Annotated in this window: 17 protein-coding genes and 1 tRNA gene; 16 read left to right on the plus strand and 2 right to left on the minus strand. The window is 72.8% G+C overall.

Annotated elements, in window-relative coordinates:
- Nucleotides 1–147: 147 nt before the first annotated feature.
- A tRNA-Leu gene (locus ACFVUY_RS06265) sits at nt 148–232 on the minus strand.
- Between the two features lie 534 nt (nt 233–766).
- Between ACFVUY_RS06265 and ACFVUY_RS06270 the strand changes: the two genes are divergently transcribed.
- The gene (locus ACFVUY_RS06270) at nt 767–1,234 is read left to right on the plus strand and encodes an ATP-binding protein (RefSeq protein ID WP_387685362.1); all 468 of its coding nucleotides are present in this window, start codon (nt 767–769) and stop codon (nt 1,232–1,234) included.
- A 69-nt stretch (nt 1,235–1,303) separates the two neighbouring features.
- On the opposite strand, the gene idi is transcribed toward ACFVUY_RS06270, so the two are convergent.
- Nucleotides 1,304–1,957, minus strand: a complete 654-nt coding sequence (gene idi / locus ACFVUY_RS06275) for an isopentenyl-diphosphate Delta-isomerase (RefSeq protein ID WP_387685241.1) — start codon at nt 1,955–1,957, stop codon at nt 1,304–1,306.
- A 609-nt stretch (nt 1,958–2,566) separates the two neighbouring features.
- Here idi and ACFVUY_RS06280 point away from each other — a divergent pair.
- The 15 genes from ACFVUY_RS06280 to ACFVUY_RS06350 all read left to right on the plus strand — a co-directional run bounded on the left by ACFVUY_RS06280 (nt 2,567) and on the right by ACFVUY_RS06350 (nt 20,297).
- On the plus strand, nt 2,567–3,322 hold the full coding sequence (locus tag ACFVUY_RS06280; RefSeq protein ID WP_359901623.1) for a phosphocholine cytidylyltransferase family protein: 756 nt from the start codon (nt 2,567–2,569) through the stop codon (nt 3,320–3,322).
- Complete coding sequence (locus tag ACFVUY_RS06285) at nt 3,310–4,371, plus strand: iron-containing alcohol dehydrogenase family protein (protein WP_359901620.1); 1,062 nt, start codon at nt 3,310–3,312, stop codon at nt 4,369–4,371. The genes ACFVUY_RS06280 and ACFVUY_RS06285 overlap by 13 nt, the downstream gene beginning before the upstream one ends.
- Before the next feature lie 91 nt (nt 4,372–4,462).
- Nucleotides 4,463–5,200, plus strand: coding sequence for a CDP-alcohol phosphatidyltransferase family protein (locus ACFVUY_RS06290; RefSeq protein WP_359901747.1), 738 nt, complete (start codon nt 4,463–4,465; stop codon nt 5,198–5,200).
- Nucleotides 5,197–6,093, plus strand: coding sequence for a glycosyltransferase family 2 protein (locus tag ACFVUY_RS06295; protein ID WP_387727730.1), 897 nt, complete (start codon nt 5,197–5,199; stop codon nt 6,091–6,093). Before ACFVUY_RS06290 ends, ACFVUY_RS06295 begins: the two co-directional genes overlap by 4 nt.
- Before the next feature lie 152 nt (nt 6,094–6,245).
- Nucleotides 6,246–7,187 (plus strand): ABC transporter permease, encoded by a 942-nt coding sequence (locus ACFVUY_RS06300; protein WP_380348796.1) that lies wholly within the window; start codon nt 6,246–6,248, stop codon nt 7,185–7,187.
- Nucleotides 7,180–7,989, plus strand: coding sequence for an ABC transporter ATP-binding protein (locus ACFVUY_RS06305; protein WP_387685246.1), 810 nt, complete (start codon nt 7,180–7,182; stop codon nt 7,987–7,989). Before ACFVUY_RS06300 ends, ACFVUY_RS06305 begins: the two co-directional genes overlap by 8 nt.
- A 306-nt stretch (nt 7,990–8,295) precedes the next feature.
- Nucleotides 8,296–9,258: a squalene synthase HpnC gene (hpnC, locus tag ACFVUY_RS06310; protein ID WP_387727732.1), complete on the plus strand. Its 963-nt coding sequence runs from the start codon at nt 8,296–8,298 to the stop codon at nt 9,256–9,258.
- A 41-nt stretch (nt 9,259–9,299) separates the two neighbouring features.
- Entirely contained in the window at nt 9,300–10,157 is an 858-nt protein-coding gene (gene hpnD / locus ACFVUY_RS06315; RefSeq protein WP_380539628.1) for a presqualene diphosphate synthase HpnD, read from the plus strand.
- A gap of 127 nt (nt 10,158–10,284) precedes the next feature.
- Nucleotides 10,285–11,718, plus strand: coding sequence for a hydroxysqualene dehydroxylase HpnE (hpnE, locus tag ACFVUY_RS06320; protein WP_387727733.1), 1,434 nt, complete (start codon nt 10,285–10,287; stop codon nt 11,716–11,718).
- 236 nt (nt 11,719–11,954) lie between these two features.
- Nucleotides 11,955–13,043, plus strand: coding sequence for a polyprenyl synthetase family protein (locus ACFVUY_RS06325; RefSeq protein WP_387727825.1), 1,089 nt, complete (start codon nt 11,955–11,957; stop codon nt 13,041–13,043).
- Between the two features lie 151 nt (nt 13,044–13,194).
- On the plus strand, nt 13,195–15,132 hold the full coding sequence (shc, locus tag ACFVUY_RS06330) for a squalene--hopene cyclase (protein ID WP_387727827.1): 1,938 nt from the start codon (nt 13,195–13,197) through the stop codon (nt 15,130–15,132).
- A complete protein-coding gene (locus tag ACFVUY_RS06335; protein ID WP_387685253.1) occupies nt 15,129–15,809 on the plus strand; it encodes a 1-hydroxy-2-methyl-2-butenyl 4-diphosphate reductase in 681 nt (226 codons plus the stop codon). Before shc ends, ACFVUY_RS06335 begins: the two co-directional genes overlap by 4 nt.
- A 2-nt stretch (nt 15,810–15,811) precedes the next feature.
- Nucleotides 15,812–16,840 carry an adenosyl-hopene transferase HpnH gene (gene hpnH / locus ACFVUY_RS06340; protein WP_359901601.1) on the plus strand — a complete coding sequence of 343 codons (1,029 nt, stop codon included), beginning with the start codon at nt 15,812–15,814 and terminating at the stop codon, nt 16,838–16,840.
- A 159-nt stretch (nt 16,841–16,999) separates the two neighbouring features.
- Nucleotides 17,000–18,910, plus strand: coding sequence for a 1-deoxy-D-xylulose-5-phosphate synthase (gene dxs, locus ACFVUY_RS06345; RefSeq protein ID WP_387727735.1), 1,911 nt, complete (start codon nt 17,000–17,002; stop codon nt 18,908–18,910).
- A complete protein-coding gene (locus ACFVUY_RS06350) occupies nt 18,900–20,297 on the plus strand; it encodes an aspartate aminotransferase family protein (RefSeq protein WP_387727737.1) in 1,398 nt (465 codons plus the stop codon). The genes dxs and ACFVUY_RS06350 overlap by 11 nt, the downstream gene beginning before the upstream one ends.
- The last annotated feature ends 33 nt before the right edge of the window (nt 20,298–20,330 follow it).

A 20,330-nucleotide genomic window follows, 5' to 3' on the forward strand; every position in this document is an offset into this window, starting at 1 on the left:
CGGTGCGGACCGGCGAGGAGACCGAGGCCACAGTGCCCGGAAGGAGTGGTGGCCGGGGATGGCGACCGGGGCCGGCCCGGGAAAGGGGCGGCCCGAAAAACGAAATTCCCCGTGGGTGCCTTTCGGCTCCCACGGGGAATTCGGCTGTGTCCGAGGGGGGACTTGAACCCCCACGCCCGATAAAGGGCACTAGCACCTCAAGCTAGCGCGTCTGCCATTCCGCCACCCGGACCGGGTGTGTGCTTCGGGGGTTTTTTCCTCGCCCCCTCGGCGACAGAGAGAACATTACCAGGGTTCTGGAGTGCTTCTCACCTGCGCTTCCTCGGGGCGGGGCCACCGGACATCCTGGTCCGAGGCCCGTCCGGCCCCCGCGGGCCGCGGCGCCCGGGCCGTACCGCGCCCGCAGCGGGTCCGCGGCGAGCCCGGAGCGTGCCCGGAACGCGGCCCGTACCGCCCGCACACGGCCCGGAGTGCGGCCCGCACAGGTTGGTACGGCCTGGGAACGCGCTCGAATCCGGCCCGAACCGGTGGCGTCCGCGAAGGAACCGGTCGACTCCCGCACCGGCCGCGGTCGGTTGCGGCCGGAATCGGTCCGACACGGGCAACTTGTCGACGGTGCCACGGCCGCCGCGACGGCTCTCGTAGCGTCTGTGGACCGAGGGCGCCATGAAGCGGATCGCCTGATTCCCGGGTCGCGGACGAAGGGCGGCTGGACGTGGAGCAGATCAGCGGAGCGGCGAAGGCCGAACCGAGACGCGACAGGCGGGTGGAGGGCCGGGGCGGGGCCACGGTCTCCGGAGGTCCCGCCGAGGGCGTGTGGCGCTTCCCGGTGCCCGCCACCGAGGCCTCGGTGCCGCTCACCCGGCACGCGGTGCGGGACCGTCTGCTGGCCCAGGGCATGGCCGGGGTGCGCTACCAGGAGCTGGTGGACGACCTGCTGCTGATCGTTTCGGAGCTGGTGAGCAACGCGGTGACGCACGCCGCCGAGCTGTCCCCCGAGGTGGTCACCGAGCTGTCGGTGCGCCGGGCCTCGGTGCGGGTGTCGGTCGAGGACGGCGATCCGTACCGGCCGAAGGCGCTGGAGAACGACACCGCGAGCACCGGCGGGCGCGGCCTGCTGCTGGTGAAGAGCGTCACCCTGCAGGCCGGCGGGGTGTGCGACGTCGAACACACCGGGGAGGGCGGCAAGGTCATCTGGGCCTCGCTGCCCGTCCCCCCGGAGCCCGGCCACTGACCGGCCGGGCCGACGACCGGGCCGACGGTCGGGTCGACGGTCGGAGCGGCCGGGGCGGTCGGACCAGGACTACCAGTCCCGCCCGGCGATCTCCCGGATGCCCGGCAGCGCGGCCTCGAAGACCGTCTCGAACCAGACCGAGAACGGCCGCTCCGCCCGCAGCTCCCGCAGCTCCTGCGCGGTCACGAAGGCGAAGTCGTCCACCTCCTCCGGGGTCGGCTCGACCGGCGCGGTGACAAGTCCCACGAACAGGTGGTTCCACTCCCGCTCGATCAGCCCGGAGGCCTCGTCCGGCAGGTCGTAGCGGACGGTGCCCGCCTCGCACAGCAGCGCCGGGGCGACGCCCAGCTCCTCGGCGGTGCGCCGGGCGGCGGCGACGAACGGCGGCTCGTCCGGGTACGGGTGGCCGCAGCAGGTGTTCGACCAGACGCCGGGGGAGTGGTACTTGCCGAGCGCCCGGCGCTGGAGCAGCAGCCGGCCCTGGCGGTCGAACAGGAAGACGGAGAACGCCCGGTGCAGGCGGCCCGGCTGCTGGTGGGCCCAGAGCTTCTCGCCCGTGCCGATCGTGACGCCCTCGTCGTCGACCAGTTCCAGCAGGATCTCGGCTCCGGCCGGGGCGGATCCGGTGGCCCGGGGGTCGACCGTGACATCGGTCTCCACGTCGAGACCGGTGTCGATCTCGGCGGCGAAGTGCGTCGGGTCGGTCGGCAGACTCTGGGGCATGGGGCCTCTTTCGGGAGCGGGAGCAACGGGAGCATCGGGTGTCTCCGACGCACCGGGTGGAGTGCGGCGGACACAGCAGGGGCACCGGCGCCGGCGTCGGGCTCCAGTCTGCCGTATGGGTGGCACTCGCCAGGGGTCCCACGCACAACCGGACGGATCATGACCCGGAGGAATCGGAAACCGGCCAGAGAAGGATCCGGGAAGCCCCCGAAAGGGGCACGGAAATCGCAGAACCGTTCGCCGCGCGTTCGGAGCCCGTTCGACCGGCCCGGCGGAGCCGGTGCGGACCCCGGGCCGTTCCACCGTCACCTCGGGCCGCTCCACCGCCGCCGCGGCCGCCGTTCCGCCTGCCGTTCCGGCCGCCGTCCTGCCCGCCCGCCACCCCGCCCGCAGCCCCGGTCCCGCCGCCCCGTCGGCCGCCCCGGGCCCACGGGCGCGTTCTGGCCGGTCGCCCCGGTCGCCTACCATCACATACGACACGGTGCCCGGATCTGTGCCGGCACCGGCGCGCCGCCGCCCGCCCCGGTCGAACGCCGGTCCGGGCGAACCGGTGGCGCCGCCGACCTCCGGCACAGATCCGCGCACAGCACGACGGATCAGGAGACCCGCATGATCGGCCTCGTTCTGGCAGCCGGCGCCGGCCGCCGGCTGCGCCCGTACACCGACACCCTGCCCAAGGCTCTGGTGCCGGTCGACGGGGAACGGACCGTCCTGGACCTCACGCTCGGCAACTTCGCCGAGGTCGGACTGCGCGAGGCCGCGATCGTCGTCGGCTACCGCAAGGAGGCGGTGTACGACCGCAAGGACGCCCTGGAGAACAAGTACGGCGTCAAGCTCCACCTGGTCGAGAACGACAAGGCCGAGGAGTGGAACAACGCCTACTCGCTGTGGTGCGCCCGCGAGCTGTTCGCCGAGGGCCTGCTGCTCGCCAACGGCGACACCGTCCACCCGGTCTCCGTCCAGCGGACCATGCTGGAGGGCAACCGGCGGCTGACCGAGTCCGGCACCGCCCCCGGCATCCTGCTCGCCCTCGACACGGTGAAGAAGCTCGCCGACGAGGAGATGAAGGTGATCGTCGACCCGGCCACGGGCATGCGCCGCATCACCAAGCTGATGGAGCCGGCCGAGGCGACCGGCGAGTACATCGGCGTCACGGTGATCAACCCGTCCGCCGCCGCCGACCTGACCGACGCGCTGCGCGCCACTTACGAGCGCGACCCGCAGCTGTACTACGAGGACGGCTACCAGGAGATGGTGAACCGCGGCCTGCGGATCGACGTGCAGCCGATCGGCGAGGTCTCCTGGGTCGAGGTCGACAACCACGACGACCTGGCGAAGGCGCGGGAGATCGCGTGCCGGTACTGACCCGACTGGTTCCGTCGCCGCTGTTCGTCGAGATCCGCCCGGGCGCGCTGGACGCGCTCGGCGGCATCCTCGCGGACCAGCGGCTGTCGGCCTCGGGCCGGATCGCGGTCGCGATCAGCAACGGCTCCGGCTCGGCCATGCGCCGTCGCCTGGAGCCGGCCCTGCCCGGAGCCGACTGGTACAACGTGGACGACGGCAGCCTGGACAGCGCGGTGCGGCTGGCCGAGGCGATGCGCGGCGGGCACTACGACGCGATCGTGGGCCTTGGCGGCGGCAAGATCATCGACGCCGCCAAGTACGCCGCGGCCCGGGTCGGCCTGCCGCTGGTCGCGGTCGCCACCAACCTGGCCCACGACGGCATCTGCTCGCCGGTCTCCACCCTGGACAACGACGCCGGGCGCGGCTCCTACGGGGTGCCCAGCCCGATCGGCATCGTGGTCGACCTGGACGTGATCCGGCAGGCCCCGCCGCGCTTCGTGGCGGCCGGCGTGGGCGACGTCGTCTCCAACATCTCCGCGTGCGCGGACTGGGAGCTGTCGCACGCGGTGACCGGTGAGCCGGTGGACGGACTGGCCGTGGCGATGGCCCGCTCGGCGGGCGAGAATCTGCTGCGGCACCCGGGCGGTACCCAGGACCAGGACCTCCTGACGGCGCTCGCCGAGGCCCTGGTACTGTCCGGCATCGCGATGAACATCGCGGGCAGCACCCGGCCCTCGTCGGGTGCCTGCCACGAGATCTCGCATGCCCTGGACGTGCTGTATCCCAAGCGGTCCGCCCAGCACGGCGAGCAGGTCGGCCTCGGTGCCGCCTTCGCCAGCTTCCTGCGGGGCGAGCGCGAGCTGACCGGTCTGATCGTGGAGCGCCTGGCGAGCCACGGACTGCCGGTGACCGCCGCTCAGATCGGCTTCACCGAGGCGGAGTTCACCGAAGCGGTGCACTACGCTCCGAACACCCGACCGGGGCGCTTCACCATCCTCGAACACCTCGACCTCTCCCCTTCCGCAATCAGGGACGCGTACGCCGACTATGTCCAAGCCGTCAACAGCTGACCCCTCCACCGCGGGAGCCCAACGGCCCCCGGTGGACCTGAGCCGCAGGCCCTCGATCGAGGAACTGCGCGCGGTGATCCACCCGGAGGGCATGCTCCAGCGCCGCAGCGCCGAGCACTGGGCCGGACGCCTGTACATGCGGAAGATCTCGCTGCGGATCACCCGCGTGCTCTCCACCATGACGGCGATCACGCCCAACGGCCTGACGTACCTGATGATGTTCACCGGCATCCTGGCCGGTGCCGCGCTGGTCGTGCCGGGCATCGCGGGCGCCGTCCTGGGCGCCCTGCTGATCCAGGTCTACCTGTTGCTGGACTGCGTGGACGGCGAGGTGGCCCGCTGGCGCCGGCAGACCTCGCTCACCGGGGTCTACCTGGACCGGGTCGGCCACTACATGTCCGAGGCGGCCCTGCTGACCGGCCTCGGCCTGCGCGCCACCGACCTGCTGCACCGCGAGGGCGCCGGGTCGCACTGGGAGTGGGCCTTCCTCGGCACCCTGGCCGCGCTCGGCGCGATCCTGATCAAGTCCGAGACCGACCTGGTGGACGTGGCCCGGGCGCGCAGCGGCATGACGGCCGTCGAGGACAGCGCCTCGGTGCCGCGGTCGTCCTCCGTCGCCAGGGCCCGCCGGGCGGCCTCCTTCCTGAAGTTCCACCGCCTGGTCGGCGCGGTCGAGGCCTCGCTGTTCGTCCTGGCCGCCGGCGTCGCGGACGCCGTGCACGGCGGACTCCTCTTCACCCGGCTCGCGGTGGTCGTCCTGGCGGCGATCGCGATGCTCCAGACCGTGCTGCACCTGCTGAGCATCGTCCTCTCCAGCAGGCTGCGATGAACGGGACCACCGCGGAGAACTTCCGCCTCGGCGCCGTGATCATCACCATGGGCAACCGGCCGGCCGAGCTGAACGCCCTGATCGAGGCCGTCCGCGCCCAGGAGGGCCCGGCGGTCGAACTGGCCGTGGTCGGCCAGGGCGCGAAGCTGCCCCCGCTGCCGGAGGGCGTGCGCAGCGTCGAGCTGCCGGAGAACCTGGGCATCCCGGGCGGGCGCAACGTCGGCATCGAGCTGTTCGGCCGGGACGGGGCGGACATCGACGCGGTCCTCTTCCTGGACGACGACGGGAACCTGCCGCGCACCGACTCGGCCCGCCTGCTGCGCGAGGCCTTCACCGCCGACCCGGAGCTGGGCATCGTCGCCTTCCGGATCGCGGATCCGGACACCGGGGTCACCCAGCGCCGCCATGTCCCCCGGCTGCGCGCCAGCGACCCGCTGCGCTCGTCCCGGGTGACGACCTTCCTCGGCGGCGCGAGCGCGGTGCGCTGCAAGGTGTTCGAGCAGGCCGGGCAGCTGCCCGCCGAGTTCTTCTACGCCCACGAGGAGACCGACCTCGCGTGGCGCGCGCTGGACGCCGGCTGGGCCATCGACTACCGGGCGGACGTGGTGCTGCACCACCCCACGACCTCGCCGGCCCGCCACGCGACCTACTTCCACAACGTGGCCCGCAACCGGGTCTGGCTCGCGAGGCGGAACCTTCCGGCCCTGTTGGTGCCTCTCTATCCGGGAACCTGGTTCCTGCTGACCCTGGCCCGCCGCCCCTCCCCGGAGGCGCTGAAGGCCTGGTGGGGCGGGTTCCGGGCGGGCTGGCGCGAACCCTGCGGTCCGCGGCGGCCCATGCGGTGGCGTACCGTCTGGCGACTGACCAGGCTGGGCCGACCACCGATCATCTGATCGCATCCGATGGCACCCGCATCGAATGCCCGATCGCTGCGGCCGGTGCCCACACACCGGCCGGCTCCCCCGAGATCCCAGTGGATCCCCATCGGTGCACCGGCGGACCTCGCCGACCGGCCGCCCCGACCGATCCCGCGTGAAGGACGAATGTGTCGACAGTGAGTGAACCCGTCAGCCTCTCGGCCCCCAGAGGGGTGGACGCGGGCCTGACCCCCAAGCAGCTTGCGGACAAGTACGGTCTGGCGGTCAGCGGTGCCCGTCCCGGCCTGTTCGCCTACTCCAAGCAGCTCTGGGCCCGGCGCCACTTCATCTGGGCCTTCGCCACCGCCCGCCTGGTGGCCCAGTACACCAACGCCAAGCTCGGCCAGCTGTGGCAGGTGGTGACCCCGCTGCTCAACTGCGCGGTGTTCTACCTGGTCTTCGGCGTGATCCTGGCGAGCAAGCAGGGCTTCCCGGACAACACCTACATCGCCTGGCTCTGCATCGGCGTCTTCGTCTTCCAGTTCACCCAGAACGCGGTGCAGGCCGGCACCCGGGCGATCTCCGACAACCTCGGGCTGATCCGGGCGCTGCACTTCCCCCGGGCCAGCCTCCCGATCGCCTTCACCGTGATCCAGCTCCAGCAGCTGCTGATCTCCATGGTCGTGCTGGTCGTCACCGTGCTCGCCGCCGGCATCACCCCGGGCCGGACCTGGCTGCTGATCATCCCGGCGCTGCTCCTGCAGACGCTCTTCAACACCGGCATCTCGCTGGTGATGGCCCGGATCGGCTCCCGGACCAGCGACATCTCCCAGCTGATCCCGTTCGTGATGCGCGCCTGGATGTTCCTGTCCGGTGTGATGTTCAGCATCCAGGACAAGATCACCCACTGGCCGCACTACATCCAGACGCTGATGTCGCTCAACCCGGCGTCGATCTACATGGACCTGCTGCGGCACGCCTTCGCGCCGGTCATCTACAACCCGCACCAGCCGGTGCACCAGGCCCTCCCGCCGCACCAGTGGGCGTACGGCCTCGCCTGGGGCGTGGGCATGTTCGTCGTCGGATACGTCTTCTTCTGGAAGGCCGAGGAGGAGTACGGCCGTGGCTGACATCGACCTGAGCAAGAGCGACACCGTCCTGGACACGGACGTGGCCCGCGAGCCCACCGTCGTCGTCGACGACGTGCACATCGTCTACAAGGTGCACGGCGCCGGCTCCGGCAAGGGCAGCGCCACCTCGGCGCTGAGCCGCATCATCAGCCGCAAGCGCGCCTCCGGCGTGCGCGAGGTGCACGCGGTCAAGGGCGTCAGCTTCACCGCGTACAAGGGTGAGGCGATCGGCCTGATCGGCTCCAACGGCTCCGGCAAGTCGACCATGCTGGCGGCCATCGCGGGCCTGCTGCCGACCGAGAAGGGCGGCATCTACACCAACGGCCAGCCCTCGCTGCTGGGCGTCAACGCCGCGCTGATGAACGAGCTCACCGGTGAGCGCAACGTCATCCTCGGCTGCCTGGCGATGGGCATGACCCCGGCCCAGGTGAAGGCGCGCTACCAGGACATCGTCGACTTCTCCGGCATCAACGACAAGGGCGACTTCATCTCCCTGCCGATGCGCACCTACTCCTCCGGCATGGGCGCCCGGCTGCGCTTCTCGATCGCGGCCGCGAAGACCCACGACGTGCTGCTGATCGACGAGGCCCTCGCCACCGGCGACCAGGCCTTCCAGCAGCGCAGCAAGCGCCGGATCGACGAGCTGCGCAAGTCCGCCGGTACGGTCTTCCTGGTCAGCCACGACAACAACTCGATCCGCGAGGTCTGCGAGCGGACCATATGGATCGAGGCCGGCGAGCTGGTCATGGACGGACCCACCGAGGAGGTCGTCAGCCGCTACGAGCGCGGCGACCGACCGTAGTCTCCGTCACACCCCAGGGGCCGGTTCCGGAACTTCCGGAGCCGGCCCTTCACCGTGCCCGCGGCCCGGTCCGTACGCCGCGCGGCCCCGGCCGGCCCACCGCCGCGGGGGTGAGCGCGCGGTGCCCGGGGCGGGGCGCTCTTTTCCGCCGGGCCCCGGCGTGCCAGCCTGGTGGTCCCGGGGGGCGGTGTGCCGTGCGTGGCCCCCGCGCTCGGACGCGTGTCCGAGTCGGGCCGGTCGTGCCACGCGGTGTAGAACGGGGGAGTGACAGCAGTGTCGGCTTCGGCCCAGCCCAGAGATACGCCGGTGAACGGTTCCGCAGGACAGACCCTGGACAAGGCGGGCGCGGAGAACTTCCCCGTAGCCCCCTTCTTCCTGCCCGCGGCCTGGCGCGACGACCTGATGGCGGTGTACGGCTTCGCCCGCCTGGTCGACGACGCCGGCGACGGCGACCTGGCCGACCCGGCCGCCACCGCCCGCCTGCTCGGGGTCGAGCAGCCGCCCCCCGCCACCCCTTCGGCCCAGCCCGGCCCGCCGACCCCGCAGGAGACCGCCTTCCGGCTCGCCCTGCTCGACGGACTGGAGCACGACCTCGACCGGGTCTTCGAGACCGCGCTGCGCACCGCCGGCGGCTCCGGAACCGGCACCGACCAGCCCCGCCACCCGCTGCTGGACGCGCTCGTCCCGCTGGTCGACCGGCACGGCCTGACCCCCGAGCCGTTCCGCCGTCTGATCGAGGCCAACCGGGTGGACCAGACCACCGCCCGCTACGCCACCTTCGACGACCTGCTCGGCTACTGCACCCTCTCCGCCGACCCGGTCGGCCGCCTCGTGCTGGCCATCGCCGGCGTTTCCACCCCCGAGCGGATCGAGCTCTCGGACGCCGTGTGCAGCGGCCTCCAGGTCGCCGAGCACATCCAGGACGTGGCCGAGGACCTCGCCCACGGCCGGATCTACCTGCCCGCCGAGGACCTGGCCCGCTTCGGCGTCACCGAGGCGGACCTCGCCGCCCCCTCCGCCGACGGCGCGGTGCGCGAGCTGATCGCCTTCGAGGTCGAGCGGGCCCGCACCCTGCTCGACCGCGGCGCACCATTGGTAGGTACGGTTCGGGGGAGGCTTCGACTGCTCCTGGCGGGATTCACCGCAGGCGGCTACGCGGCCCTGGCGGCCGTCGAGGACGCCGGGTACGACGTGCTCGCCCAGCAGGCGAAGCCTGACAAGCGCCGCCTCGCAGCGAAGGCGGCGGCCATCTTCGCGAAGGGAAGGTGAACGCCCGAGTGGCGGTATCACCACTGGCGTCGGCCCAGGTCATGGCGGCGTACCGGTACTGCGAGGCAGTCACCGGACTGCAGGCGCGCAACTTCAGCTACGGCATCCGGCTGCTGCCCGAACCCAAGCGGCTGGCCATGTCGGCCCTGTACGCCCTGGCCCGCCGGGTGGACGACATCGGAGACGGCGACCTCCCGGACGACCGCAAGGCCGAGGCACTGCTGCGCACCCGGGAACTGGTGGACGAGGTCCGCTCCGGGGTCGTCGCCGAGGACGACACCGACCCGATCAAGGTCGCCCTGGCCGACGCGGCCCGGCGCTTCCCGATCCCGCTCGGCGGCTTCGACGAGCTGATCGACGGCGTCGAGATGGACCTCAAGGGCGCCGAGTACCAGACCTACGAGGAGCTGAAGGTCTACTGCCGCTGCGTGGCGGGCGCGATCGGGCGGCTCTCGCTGGGCGTCTACGGCTGCGACGACCCGGAGCTCGGGGCGCGCTACGCGGACACCCTGGGCCTGGCGCTGCAGCTCACCAACATCCTGCGCGACCTGCGCGAGGACGCCCTGAACGGCCGCACCTACCTGCCCGCCGAGGACCTGGTCCGGTTCGGCTGCGAGCAGGGCTTCGCCCTGCCGGAGCCGCCGGTCGGCGCGGACTTCACCGGCCTGGTGGCCTTCGAGGCCGCCCGCGCCCAGGCGGCCTTCGAGGAGGGCCTGCGGCTGCTGCCGATGCTCGACCGCCGCAGCCGTGCCTGCACCGCCGCGATGGCCGGGATCTACCACCGGCTGCTCGGCCGGATCGCCACCGACCCGGAGTCGGTGCTGCGCGGCCGGGTCTCCCTGCCGGGCTGGGAGAAGGCGTACGTGGCGCTTTCCGGGCTCGCCGGGGGGCGTTCTTGATTCTCACACCAGTTCTGTCACGCTGTGTCAGCGTGGAATCACGTGCGGGTAGATCCGTGCCGACCGGACGAGTACCGGCTTCGGCGACCGCCTGCGGGCGGTCCACCGACTGCGAGGGGGAGGGCCGATGACCGGGCGAGCCGATGCCGCGCGCCCGGCCGCCGTCGTGGTCGGCGGCGGTCTGGCCGGGATCACCACCGCACTGCGCCTCGCCGAGGCCGGCCACCGGGTCACCCTCGCCGAGGGGCGGCCGCGGCTCGGCGGCCTGGCCTTCTCCTTCCAGCGCGGCGAGCTGACCGTCGACAACGGCCAGCACGTCTACCTGCGCTGCTGCACCGCCTACCGCGGCCTGCTGGAGCGGCTCGGCGCCACCCGGCTGGTCCACCTCCAGGAGCGCCTCGACATCCCGGTGCTCTCCGTCACCGGGCCGCAGGCCGCCCCGGTGCGCACCCTCGGGCGGCTGCGCCGGGCCGGCCTGCCCGTCCCGCTGCACCTGGCCGCCAGCCTGGCCCGCTACCCGCACCTGTCCCCGGCCGACCGCGCCCGGGTGGTCCGCGGCGCGCTCGCCCTGCAGCGGCTGGACCTCGCCGACCCGGAGCTGGACGCGATCTCCTTCGGCGAGTGGCTGCGCCGCAACGGGCAGAACGCCGCCACCCAGGCCGCCCTGTGGGACCTGGTCGGCGTCGCCACCCTGAACGGCCGGGCCGACCAGGTGTCGATGGCTCTCGCCGGGATGGTGTTCAAGACCGGTCTGCTCTCCGACCCGGGTGCCTCGGACATCGGCGTCTCCGCCGTCCCGCTCGGCACGATCCACCACGACCGGGCGCTCGCCGAGCTGGAGCGGGCCGGCGTCCGGGTGCTGCTGCGGTCCCGGGTGGCCGAACTGAAGCCGGCCGCGCCGCAGCACGACGTCCGGCTGGAGAGCGGGGAACTGCTCACCGCCGACACCGTGGTGCTGGCCGGCGCCCAGGACAGCACGGCCGCGCTGCTGCCGCCGAACGCGATCTCCGGGCAGGACCGGCTGGCCGGCTTCGGCACCGCGCCGATCCTCAACGTGCACGTGATCTACGACCGCAAGGTGCTGCGCCGGCCGTTCTTCGCCGCGCTCGGCTCCCCGGTCCAATGGGTCTTCGACCGCACGGCGCACTCCGGCCTGGCCGCCGCCCCGCTGGGCCGGGCCAACCCGGGCGCCCAGTACCTGGCGCTGTCGCAGTCCGCCGCGCAGGACGAGATCGACCTCCCGGTCGCCGAGCTGCGCCGCCGCTACCTGCCGGAGCTGGGGCGGCTGCTGCCGGCCGCGGCCCAGGCGGAGGTGCTGGACTTCTTCGTCACCCGGGAGCGCACCGCCACCTTCGACCCGGCCCCGGGCAACGGGGCGCTGCGCCCGTCGGCCCGTACCGACGTCGTCGGCCTGCTGCTGGCCGGCTCGTGGACGGCCACCGGCTGGCCCGCGACCATGGAAGGGGCCGTGCGCAGCGGCCACGCCGCGGCGGACGCCGCGCTCGCCGCGGCCGGCACCCGGGTGCCGGTGGACCGCGGCGACGGGAGGTGGCCCAGGTGACGGCGGGCCCCGCCGCCGGAGAGCCCGCCAGAGCCGACGGGCGTACCGTCGAGCGCATCGGCGCAACCACCGGCAGCGGCCCGTCCGGCCGCACCGGCGCCACCGACACCGGCACCACTGATATCGGCACCACCGACACCGGCACCATCGGCACCGGCACTCGATTCGACACCTGCCGCACTGCCGGCACCCGGCCGCCCCGTGCGGTCCGGCACCACGAGGGAGAGGGAACGCACGTGGAGTCACGCACCGGCTTCGCCGTCGGAGGCACGGCGCACGCCGAACCGGTCTCGGTGCCGGAGCTGCTCGCCCGCAGCCGTACGCTCTGCACCCCGCCGCTACGGGCCGCCGTCGCCCGTTTGGCCGCACCCATGGACACCGTCGCCGCCTACCACTTCGGCTGGATCGACCGGGACGGCACGCCGGTGACGGGGGACGGCGGCAAGGCCGTGCGCCCGGCGCTGGCGCTGCTGTCCGCCCGGGCCACCGGCGCGGCGGCCGAGGTGGGGGTGCCCGGCGGGGTCGCGGTTGAACTGGTGCACAACTTCTCCCTCCTCCATGATGATCTGATGGACGGTGACGAGACCCGACGGCACCGGGCCACCGCCTGGACGGTCTTCGGGCCGGCCCAGGCGATCCTGGTCGGCGACGCCCTGGCGACGCTCGGCACCGAGGTGCTGCTCGACGCCGCGGTGACCGGCGGCGCCAGCGCCACCGACGCCGCGCGTGCCGTCCGACTGCTCACCACGGCGACCCGCCGGCTGATCGACGGCCAGGCCATGGACGTCGCCTTCGAACAGCGCGACAGCGTCACGGTCGCGGAGTGCCTGGAGATGGAGGGCGGCAAGACGGCGGCACTGCTGGCCGCCGCCTCGGCGATCGGCGCCGTCCTGGCCGGCGCCGACGACAAGGTCTCCGGCGCGCTCCAGCGCTACGGCCACCACCTCGGCCTGGCCTTCCAGGCGGTCGACGACCTGCTCGGCATCTGGGGTGCCACCGAGGTCACCGGCAAGCCGCACTGGGGAGACCTGCGCCAGCGCAAGAAGTCCCTGCCGGTGGCCGCCGCACTGGCCGAGGGCGGAGTGGCCTCGCGCCGGCTCGCCGAGCAACTGGCCGACCCGAAGGGACGCGGGGAGGAGAGCGAGCCCGAGCTCGCCGACCGGGCCGCGCTGATCGAGGAGGCCGGCGGCCGCGCCTGGACCCGGGAGGAGGCCCGCCGCCAGCACACGACTGCCCTCGCCGCCCTGGACGAGGTGCCCATGACCGACGAGGTGCGCGAGCACTTCGTCGCACTCGCCGAATTCGTGGTGGTACGAGAGAGGTGACGTTACGTTGACAGCAACCGCGGACGGCCGGCTCGACCCTGAGTACGATCCCGAGCCGGTCGCGGTGGGCGACCGCCCCCCGGCCCTGCTGGGCACGGGGCGGTGGCAGCCCGAGGACACCGACCAGCTCCGGCCGGCCGGTGGAGCGGACCTGCGGCCGGCCGACGCGCGGGAGGCCCTGGCCCGCGCCACCACCCACCTGCTCTCCCTGCAGTCGTCCGAGGGCTGGTGGAAGGGCGACCTGGAGACCAACGTCACCATGGATGCCGAGGATTTACTGCTCCGCCAGTTCCTTGGAATCCGCACTGAGGAGCTGACCCACGCCACTGCCGAGTGGATCCGCTCCCAGCAGCGCGAGGACGGCACCTGGTCCACCTTCCACGGCGGACCGCCCGAGCTGTCCACCACCGTCGAGGCGTACGTCGCGCTCAAGCTGGCCGGCGACGACCCGGACGCCCCGCACATGCTGGCCGCCGCGCGCTACGTCCGCTCCGCCGGGGGCATCGCGGCCGCCCGGGTGTTCACCCGGATCTGGCTCGCGCTGTTCGGCTGGTGGCCCTGGGACCGGCTGCCCGAGATGCCGCCCGAGATCATCTTCCTGCCCAAGTGGCTGCCGCTGAACATCTACGCCTTCGGTTGCTGGGCCCGCCAGACCATCGTCCCGCTGACCGTCGTCTCGTCCCACCGCCCGGTCCGTCCGGCCCCCTTCGCGCTCACCGAGCTGCACACCGACCCGAACGACCCGTACCCCCACCGGCCGCTCGCCCCCGCCACCACCTGGGACGGCCTCTTCGAACGCCTCGACAAGGCGCTGCACGCCTACCACCGCCGGGCCTTCCGCCCGCTGCGCCGACTGGCCGTCTCCCAGGCCTGCCGCTGGATCGTCGAACGGCAGGAGGCCGACGGCTGCTGGGGCGGCATCCAGCCCCCCGCGGTCTACTCGCTGATCGCCCTGCACCTGGAGGGCTACGAGCTGGAGCACCCGGTGGTGAAGGCCGGGCTCTCCTCCTTCGACCGCTTCACCGTGCACACCGAGGACGGCAAGCGCTGGCTGGAGGCCTGCCAGTCCCCGGTCTGGGACACCTGCCTGGCCACCATCGCCCTGGTCGACGCCGGGGTGCCGGCCGACCACCCGGCGCTGGTCTCCGCCGTCGACTGGATGCTCGGCGAGGAGATCCGCAAACCCGGCGACTGGGCCGTGAAGCGGCCCGGGCTCGCCCCCGGCGGCTGGGCCTTCGAGTTCGAGAACGACACCTACCCCGACATCGACGACACCGCCGAGGTCGTGCTCGCGCTGCGCCGGGTCGCCCACCCCGATCCGGGCAAGGTCGACGCGGCGGTGGACCGGGGCGTGCTGTGGAACCTCGGCATGCAGTCCAAGAACGGCGCCTGGGGCGCCTTCGACGTGGACAACACCGGCACGCTGCCCAACAGGCTGCCGTTCTGCGACTTCGGCGAGGTGGTCGACCCGCCGTCCGCCGACGTCACCGCGCACGTGGTGGAGATGCTCGCCGAGACCGGCCGCTCCCGCGACCCCCGGACCAGGCGCGGCGTCGAATGGCTGCTGCGCAACCAGGAGGCGGACGGCTCCTGGTTCGGCCGCTGGGGCACCAACTACATCTACGGCACGGGCTCGGTGCTGCCCGCCCTGGTGGCGGCCGGCGTCCCGGACGAGCACCCGGCGATCCGCCGGGCGGTGCGGTGGCTGGAGGACCGGCAGAACGCCGACGGCGGCTGGGGCGAGGACATGCGCTCCTACGACGACCCGGCGCGCTGGGCCGGGCGCGGCGACTCCACCGCCTCGCAGACCGCGTGGGCGCTGATGGCGCTGCTCTCGGCCGGCGAGGGGCCGCAGGGCCGGGCCAACCCGGCGGTGGAGCGCGGCGTGGACTGGCTGGTGCGCACCCAGCTGCCCGAGGGCACCTGGGACGAGCCGCAGTTCACCGGCACCGGCTTCCCGTGGGACTTCTCCATCAACTACCACCTGTACCGGCTGGTCTTCCCGGTCACCGCGCTCGGCCGCTACCTCAACGGCGCCCCGGGCACGGGCCGGCCCGACGGCGCCCCGGCGATCGGGGCGGCCCGGTGACCACCGCGCCCCTGCTGGTGCTCTGCGCCCTGGGCCCCGAGGTCTGGGCCCTGCGCGGCGGTGACTGGCGCGGCGCGGTCGGCGGCTCCCCGGTACTGGTGCGCACCGGCGTCGGCCGGCGGCGCGCCGGGACGGCCGTCCGACGGCTGCTCGGCTCCGCCCCCACCGGCTACGGCGCCGTGGTGGTGGCCGGCTTCGGGGCCGCGGTCGGCCCGGGCGTCCTGCCCGGCGACGTGGTGGCCGCCGACGGCGTGCGCGACGCCGAGGGCCACCTGTACCCGGTCGACTCCGGCCCGGGGCTCACCCGGGCGCTGAAGGAGCGCGGCCTGACCGTGCACACCGGCGTCCACCACACCGCCGACCACGTGGTGCGCGGCATCGAACGGCGCGCCCTGCACCTCCAGGGCGCGCTCGCCGTCGACATGGAGGCCGCCGCCGTCCTGGCCGCGCTGTGCGAGGTGCGGCCCGCGCTGCCGGCGGCCGTCCTGCGGGTGGTGGTGGACACGCCCGAGCACGAGCTGCTGCGGTTCGGCACCCTCCCGGCCGGGGTGCGTGCCTGGCGGACCCTGCGGGCGACGGTCCCCGCCCTGGTCGACTGGTACCGGCAGGAGCGCGCGCCCGGCTCCGCAGACCTGAACCACCCCACATCCTCGACGCTCCCCCAGGAGGCGAGCTAGCCATGGCCATGCCGTTGCGCCAGACCGTGCGGGTCGGCACCTACCTCATGCAGCAGAAGCTGTTCAAGCGCCGGGACAAGTTCCCGCTGATCGTGGAGCTGGAACCGCTCTTCGCCTGCAACCTCGCCTGCGAGGGCTGCGGCAAGATCCAGCACCCGGCGGGTGTCCTGAAGCAGCGGATGCCCGTGGCCCAGGCGGTCGGCGCGGTCCTGGAGTCGGGTGCCCCGATGGTCTCGATCGCCGGCGGCGAGCCGCTGATGCACCCGCAGATCGACGAGATCGTCCGGCAGCTGGTCGAGCGCCGCAAGTACGTCTTCCTCTGCACCAACGCGCTGCTGATGCGCAAGAAGATGGACAAGTTCACGCCCTCGCCGTACTTCACCTTCGCGGTGCACATCGACGGCATGCGCGAGCGGCACGACGAATCGGTGGCCAAGGAGGGCACCTTCGACGAGGCGGTGGCTGCGATCAAGGAGGCCAAGCGCCGCGGCTTCCGGGTCACCACCAACAGCACCTTCTTCAACACCGACACCCCGCAGACCGTCATCGAGGTGCTGGACTACCTCAACGACGAGCTCAAGGTGGACGAGATGATGATCTCGCCCGCCTACGCCTACGAGAAGGCGCCAGACCAGGAGCACTTCCTCGGCGTCGAGCAGACCAGGGAGCTCTTCCGCACGGCCTTCGCCGACGGCAACCGCAAGCGCTGGCGCCTCAACCACAGCCCGCTCTTCCTGGACTTCCTGGAGGGCAAGGCCGACTTCGAGTGCACCCCCTGGGGCATCCCCAACTACTCGCTGTTCGGCTGGCAGCGGCCCTGCTACCTGATGGCCGACGGCTACGTGCCGACCTACCGCGAACTGGTCGAGAAGACCGACTGGAGCAAGTACGGCCGCGGCAAGGACCCGCGCTGCGAGAACTGCATGGCCCACTGCGGCTACGAGCCGACCGCCGTCCTCGCGACGATGGGCTCGCTCCAGCAGTCGCTGCGCGCCATCACCGAGACCGTCAGCGGCAACAAGGGCCGCTGAGACGGGAGCCGGCCCCCGGGTCGGCACCCCGGCCCGGGCCCCGCGCCCGGGCCGGCTCCGCCCAACCGGGCCGGGTCCGTTCCCGAACCGGGCCGGGCCCCGCGCCGCCCGGGCCGGCCGGAGGCGCCACCGCACCGCTCCGAGTCGTGAGGTGTACCCATGTCACTGCTCTCCCGCGTCACGTCGCCGGCCGAGCTGCGCAAGCTCCCGGCGGCCGAACTCCCGCTGCTCGCCGACGAGATCCGCGACTTCCTGATCGATGCCGTCACCCGCACCGGCGGCCACCTGGGGCCCAACCTCGGCGTGGTGGAGCTGACCATCGCGCTGCACCGGGTCTTCGACTCGCCGTACGACCGGATCGTCTTCGACACCGGACACCAGAGCTACGTCCACAAACTGCTCACCGGCCGCCAGGACTTCAGCCGGCTGCGGATGCGCGGCGGACTCTCCGGATACCCCTCGCGCGGCGAGTCCGAGCACGACCTGGTCGAGAACTCGCACGCCTCCACCGCGCTCTCCTACGCCGACGGCCTGGCCAAGGCCGCCCGACTGCTCGGCCAGCACGACCGGCACACTGTCGCGGTGATCGGCGACGGCGCGCTCACCGGCGGGCTCGCCTGGGAGGCGCTCAACAACATCGCCGAGGCGCGCGACCGGCCGCTGGTCATCGTCGTCAACGACAACGAGCGCTCCTACGCCAGGACCATCGGCGGCCTCGCCAACCACCTGGCCACCCTGCGCACCACCCAGGGCTACGAGCGCTTCCTCGCCCTCGGCAAGGAGGCCCTGCAGCGCACTCCGCTGGTCGGCCAGCCGATCTTCGACGCGCTGCACGGCGCCAAGAAGGGGTTCAAGGACGCCTTCGCCCCGCAGGGCATGTTCGAGGACCTCGGCCTCAAGTACCTCGGACCGATCGACGGCCACGACCTGGGCGCGGTCGAACAGGCGCTGCGCCAGGCCCGCAACTTCGGCGGGCCGGTCATCGTGCACTGCCTGACCGTCAAGGGGCGCGGCTACCGGCCGGCCGAGCAGGACGAGGCCGACCGCTTCCACGCGGTCAACCCGATCGACCCTTACACCTGCCTGCCGATCTCGCCCAGCGGCGGCGTCTCCTGGACCTCGGTGTTCGGGGACGAGCTGGTCACCCTCGGCGCCGAGCGGCCGGACCTGGTGGCGATCACCGCGGCCATGCTCCAGCCGGTGGGCCTGGCCCCGTTCGCCAAGGCCTACCCGGAGCGGACCTTCGACGTCGGGATCGCCGAGCAGCACGCCGTCACCAGTGCGGCGGGGCTGGCCACCGGCGGGCTGCACCCGGTGGTCGCGGTCTACGCGACCTTCCTCAACCGGGCCTTCGACCAGGTCCTGATGGACGTCGCCCTGCACCGGCTGGGCGTCACCTTCGTGCTCGACCGCTCCGGGGTGACCGGGCCGGACGGCGCCTCGCACAACGGCATGTGGGACATGTCGATCCTCCAGGTGGTCCCCGGCCTGCGGCTCGCCGCGCCCCGCGACGCCGAACAGCTGCGCGCCCAGCTGCGCGAGGCCGTCGAGGTCAAGGACGCCCCGACCGTCGTGCGCTTCCCGAAGGGGAACGTCGGGCCCGCGGTGCCGGCCGTGGAGCGGATCGGCGGGGTGGACGTGCTGCTGCGCACCGGGCGGGTGCCGGAGATCCTGCTGGTCGCGGTCGGCACCACCGCCTCCGCCTGCCTGGACGCGGCCCGGCTGCTGCTCGCCGAGGGCTTCACCGCGACCGTGGTCGACCCGCGCTGGGTCAAGCCCGTCGACCCGGCGCTGCCCGAACTGGCCTCCGCCCATCGGCTGGTGGTCACCGTCGAGGACAACGGCCGTACCGGCGGCGTCGGTTCGGTCCTCGCCCAGGCGCTGCGCGACGCCGACGTGGACGTGCCGGTGCGGGTGCTCGGCCTGCCCCAGGAGTTCCTCGGCCACGCCTCGCGCGGGGAGATCCTGGAGGAGGCCGGACTGACCGGCACCGGGGTCGCCGCCCAGACCGCCGTCTTCGCCAAGAACCTGCTACCGACCCGAGGAGCGAACCCGCGCCATGCCGGCTGACCCAGACCGCCCCTTCGACCTCGCCGCGCTGATCGCCGAACGCGGCGGCGAGCGCTACGAGTTGCAGAGCCGATACCTCAATCCGCAGTTGCCGCGCATGCTGCACACCATCGGCTTCGACAAGTACTACGAGCGTGCCGAGGGCCAGTACTTCTACGACGCCGAGGGCAACGAGTACCTCGACATGCTGGCAGGCTTCGGGATCTTCGCGCTCGGCCGCCACCACCCGGTGGTGCGCTCGGCGGTCCAGCAGGTGATGGACCTCGACCTGCCGGACCTGCTCCGCTTCGACTGCCCGCCGCTGCCCGGACTGCTGGCCGAGCGGCTGCTGTCGTACGCGCCCGGGCTGGACCGGGTGTTCTTCGGCAACAGCGGCACCGAGGCGGTGGAGACCGCGCTCAAGTTCGCCCGGTACGCCACCGGACGCCGGCGGATCCTCTACGCCGACCACGCCTTCCACGGACTGACCACCGGCTCGCTCTCGGTCAATGGGGAGAACGGATTCCGCAAGGGCTTCGACCCGCTGCTGCCGGACACCGCCATCCCGCTCGGCGATCTCGGCGCGCTGGCCAAGGAGTTGAAGCGCGGCGACGTCGCGGGGCTGATCGTCGAGCCGATCCAGGGCAAGGGCGTCCAGGCTCCGCCGCCCGGCTGGTTGCGCGCCGCCCAGGCCCTGCTGCACGAGCACAGGGCGCTGCTGATCTGCGACGAGGTGCAGACCGGCATCGGCCGCACCGGCGAGTTCTTCGCCTACCAGCACGAGGACGGAGTCCTGCCCGACCTCGTCTGCGCGGCCAAGGCGCTGTCCGGCGGGTACGTGCCCATCGGGGCGACGCTCGGCAAGGGCTGGATCTTCGAGAAGGTGTACTCCTCGATGGACCGGGTGCTGGTGCACTCGGCCAGCTTCGGGTCCAACGCCCAGGCCATGGCGGCCGGGCTGGCGACCCTGGAGGTGATGCGCGACGAGCAGGTGGTGGAGAACGCCCGCAAGGTCGGCGACCACTTCCGCGAACGGCTGGCCGCACTGGTCGACACCTACGAGCTGCTCGCCGAGGTGCGCGGACGCGGGCTGATGATCGGGATCGAGTTCGGCCGGCCCAAGTCGCTCAAGCTGCGCACCGCTTGGACCGCGCTCCAGGCGGCGCGCAAGGGGCTGTTCGCGCAGATGGTGGTGGTGCCGCTGCTGCAGCGGCACCGCATCCTGACCCAGGTGTCCGGCGACCACCTGGAAGTGATCAAGCTGATCCCGCCGCTGATCATCACCGAGCGCGATGTGGACCGGTTCGTGGACGCCTTCACCGACATCATGGACGAGGCCCACCGGGGGAGCGGACTGATGTGGGACTTCGGGCGGACGCTGGTCAAGCAGGCGGTCGGCGGCCGCTGAGACCGGGGCCGCGGGTGGCGCGGCGCGGGAAGT

Origin of the sequence: Kitasatospora sp. NPDC058063 (assembly GCF_042885395.1) — a bacterium.
Lineage (GTDB): Bacteria > Actinomycetota > Actinomycetes > Streptomycetales > Streptomycetaceae > Kitasatospora > Kitasatospora lactacystinica.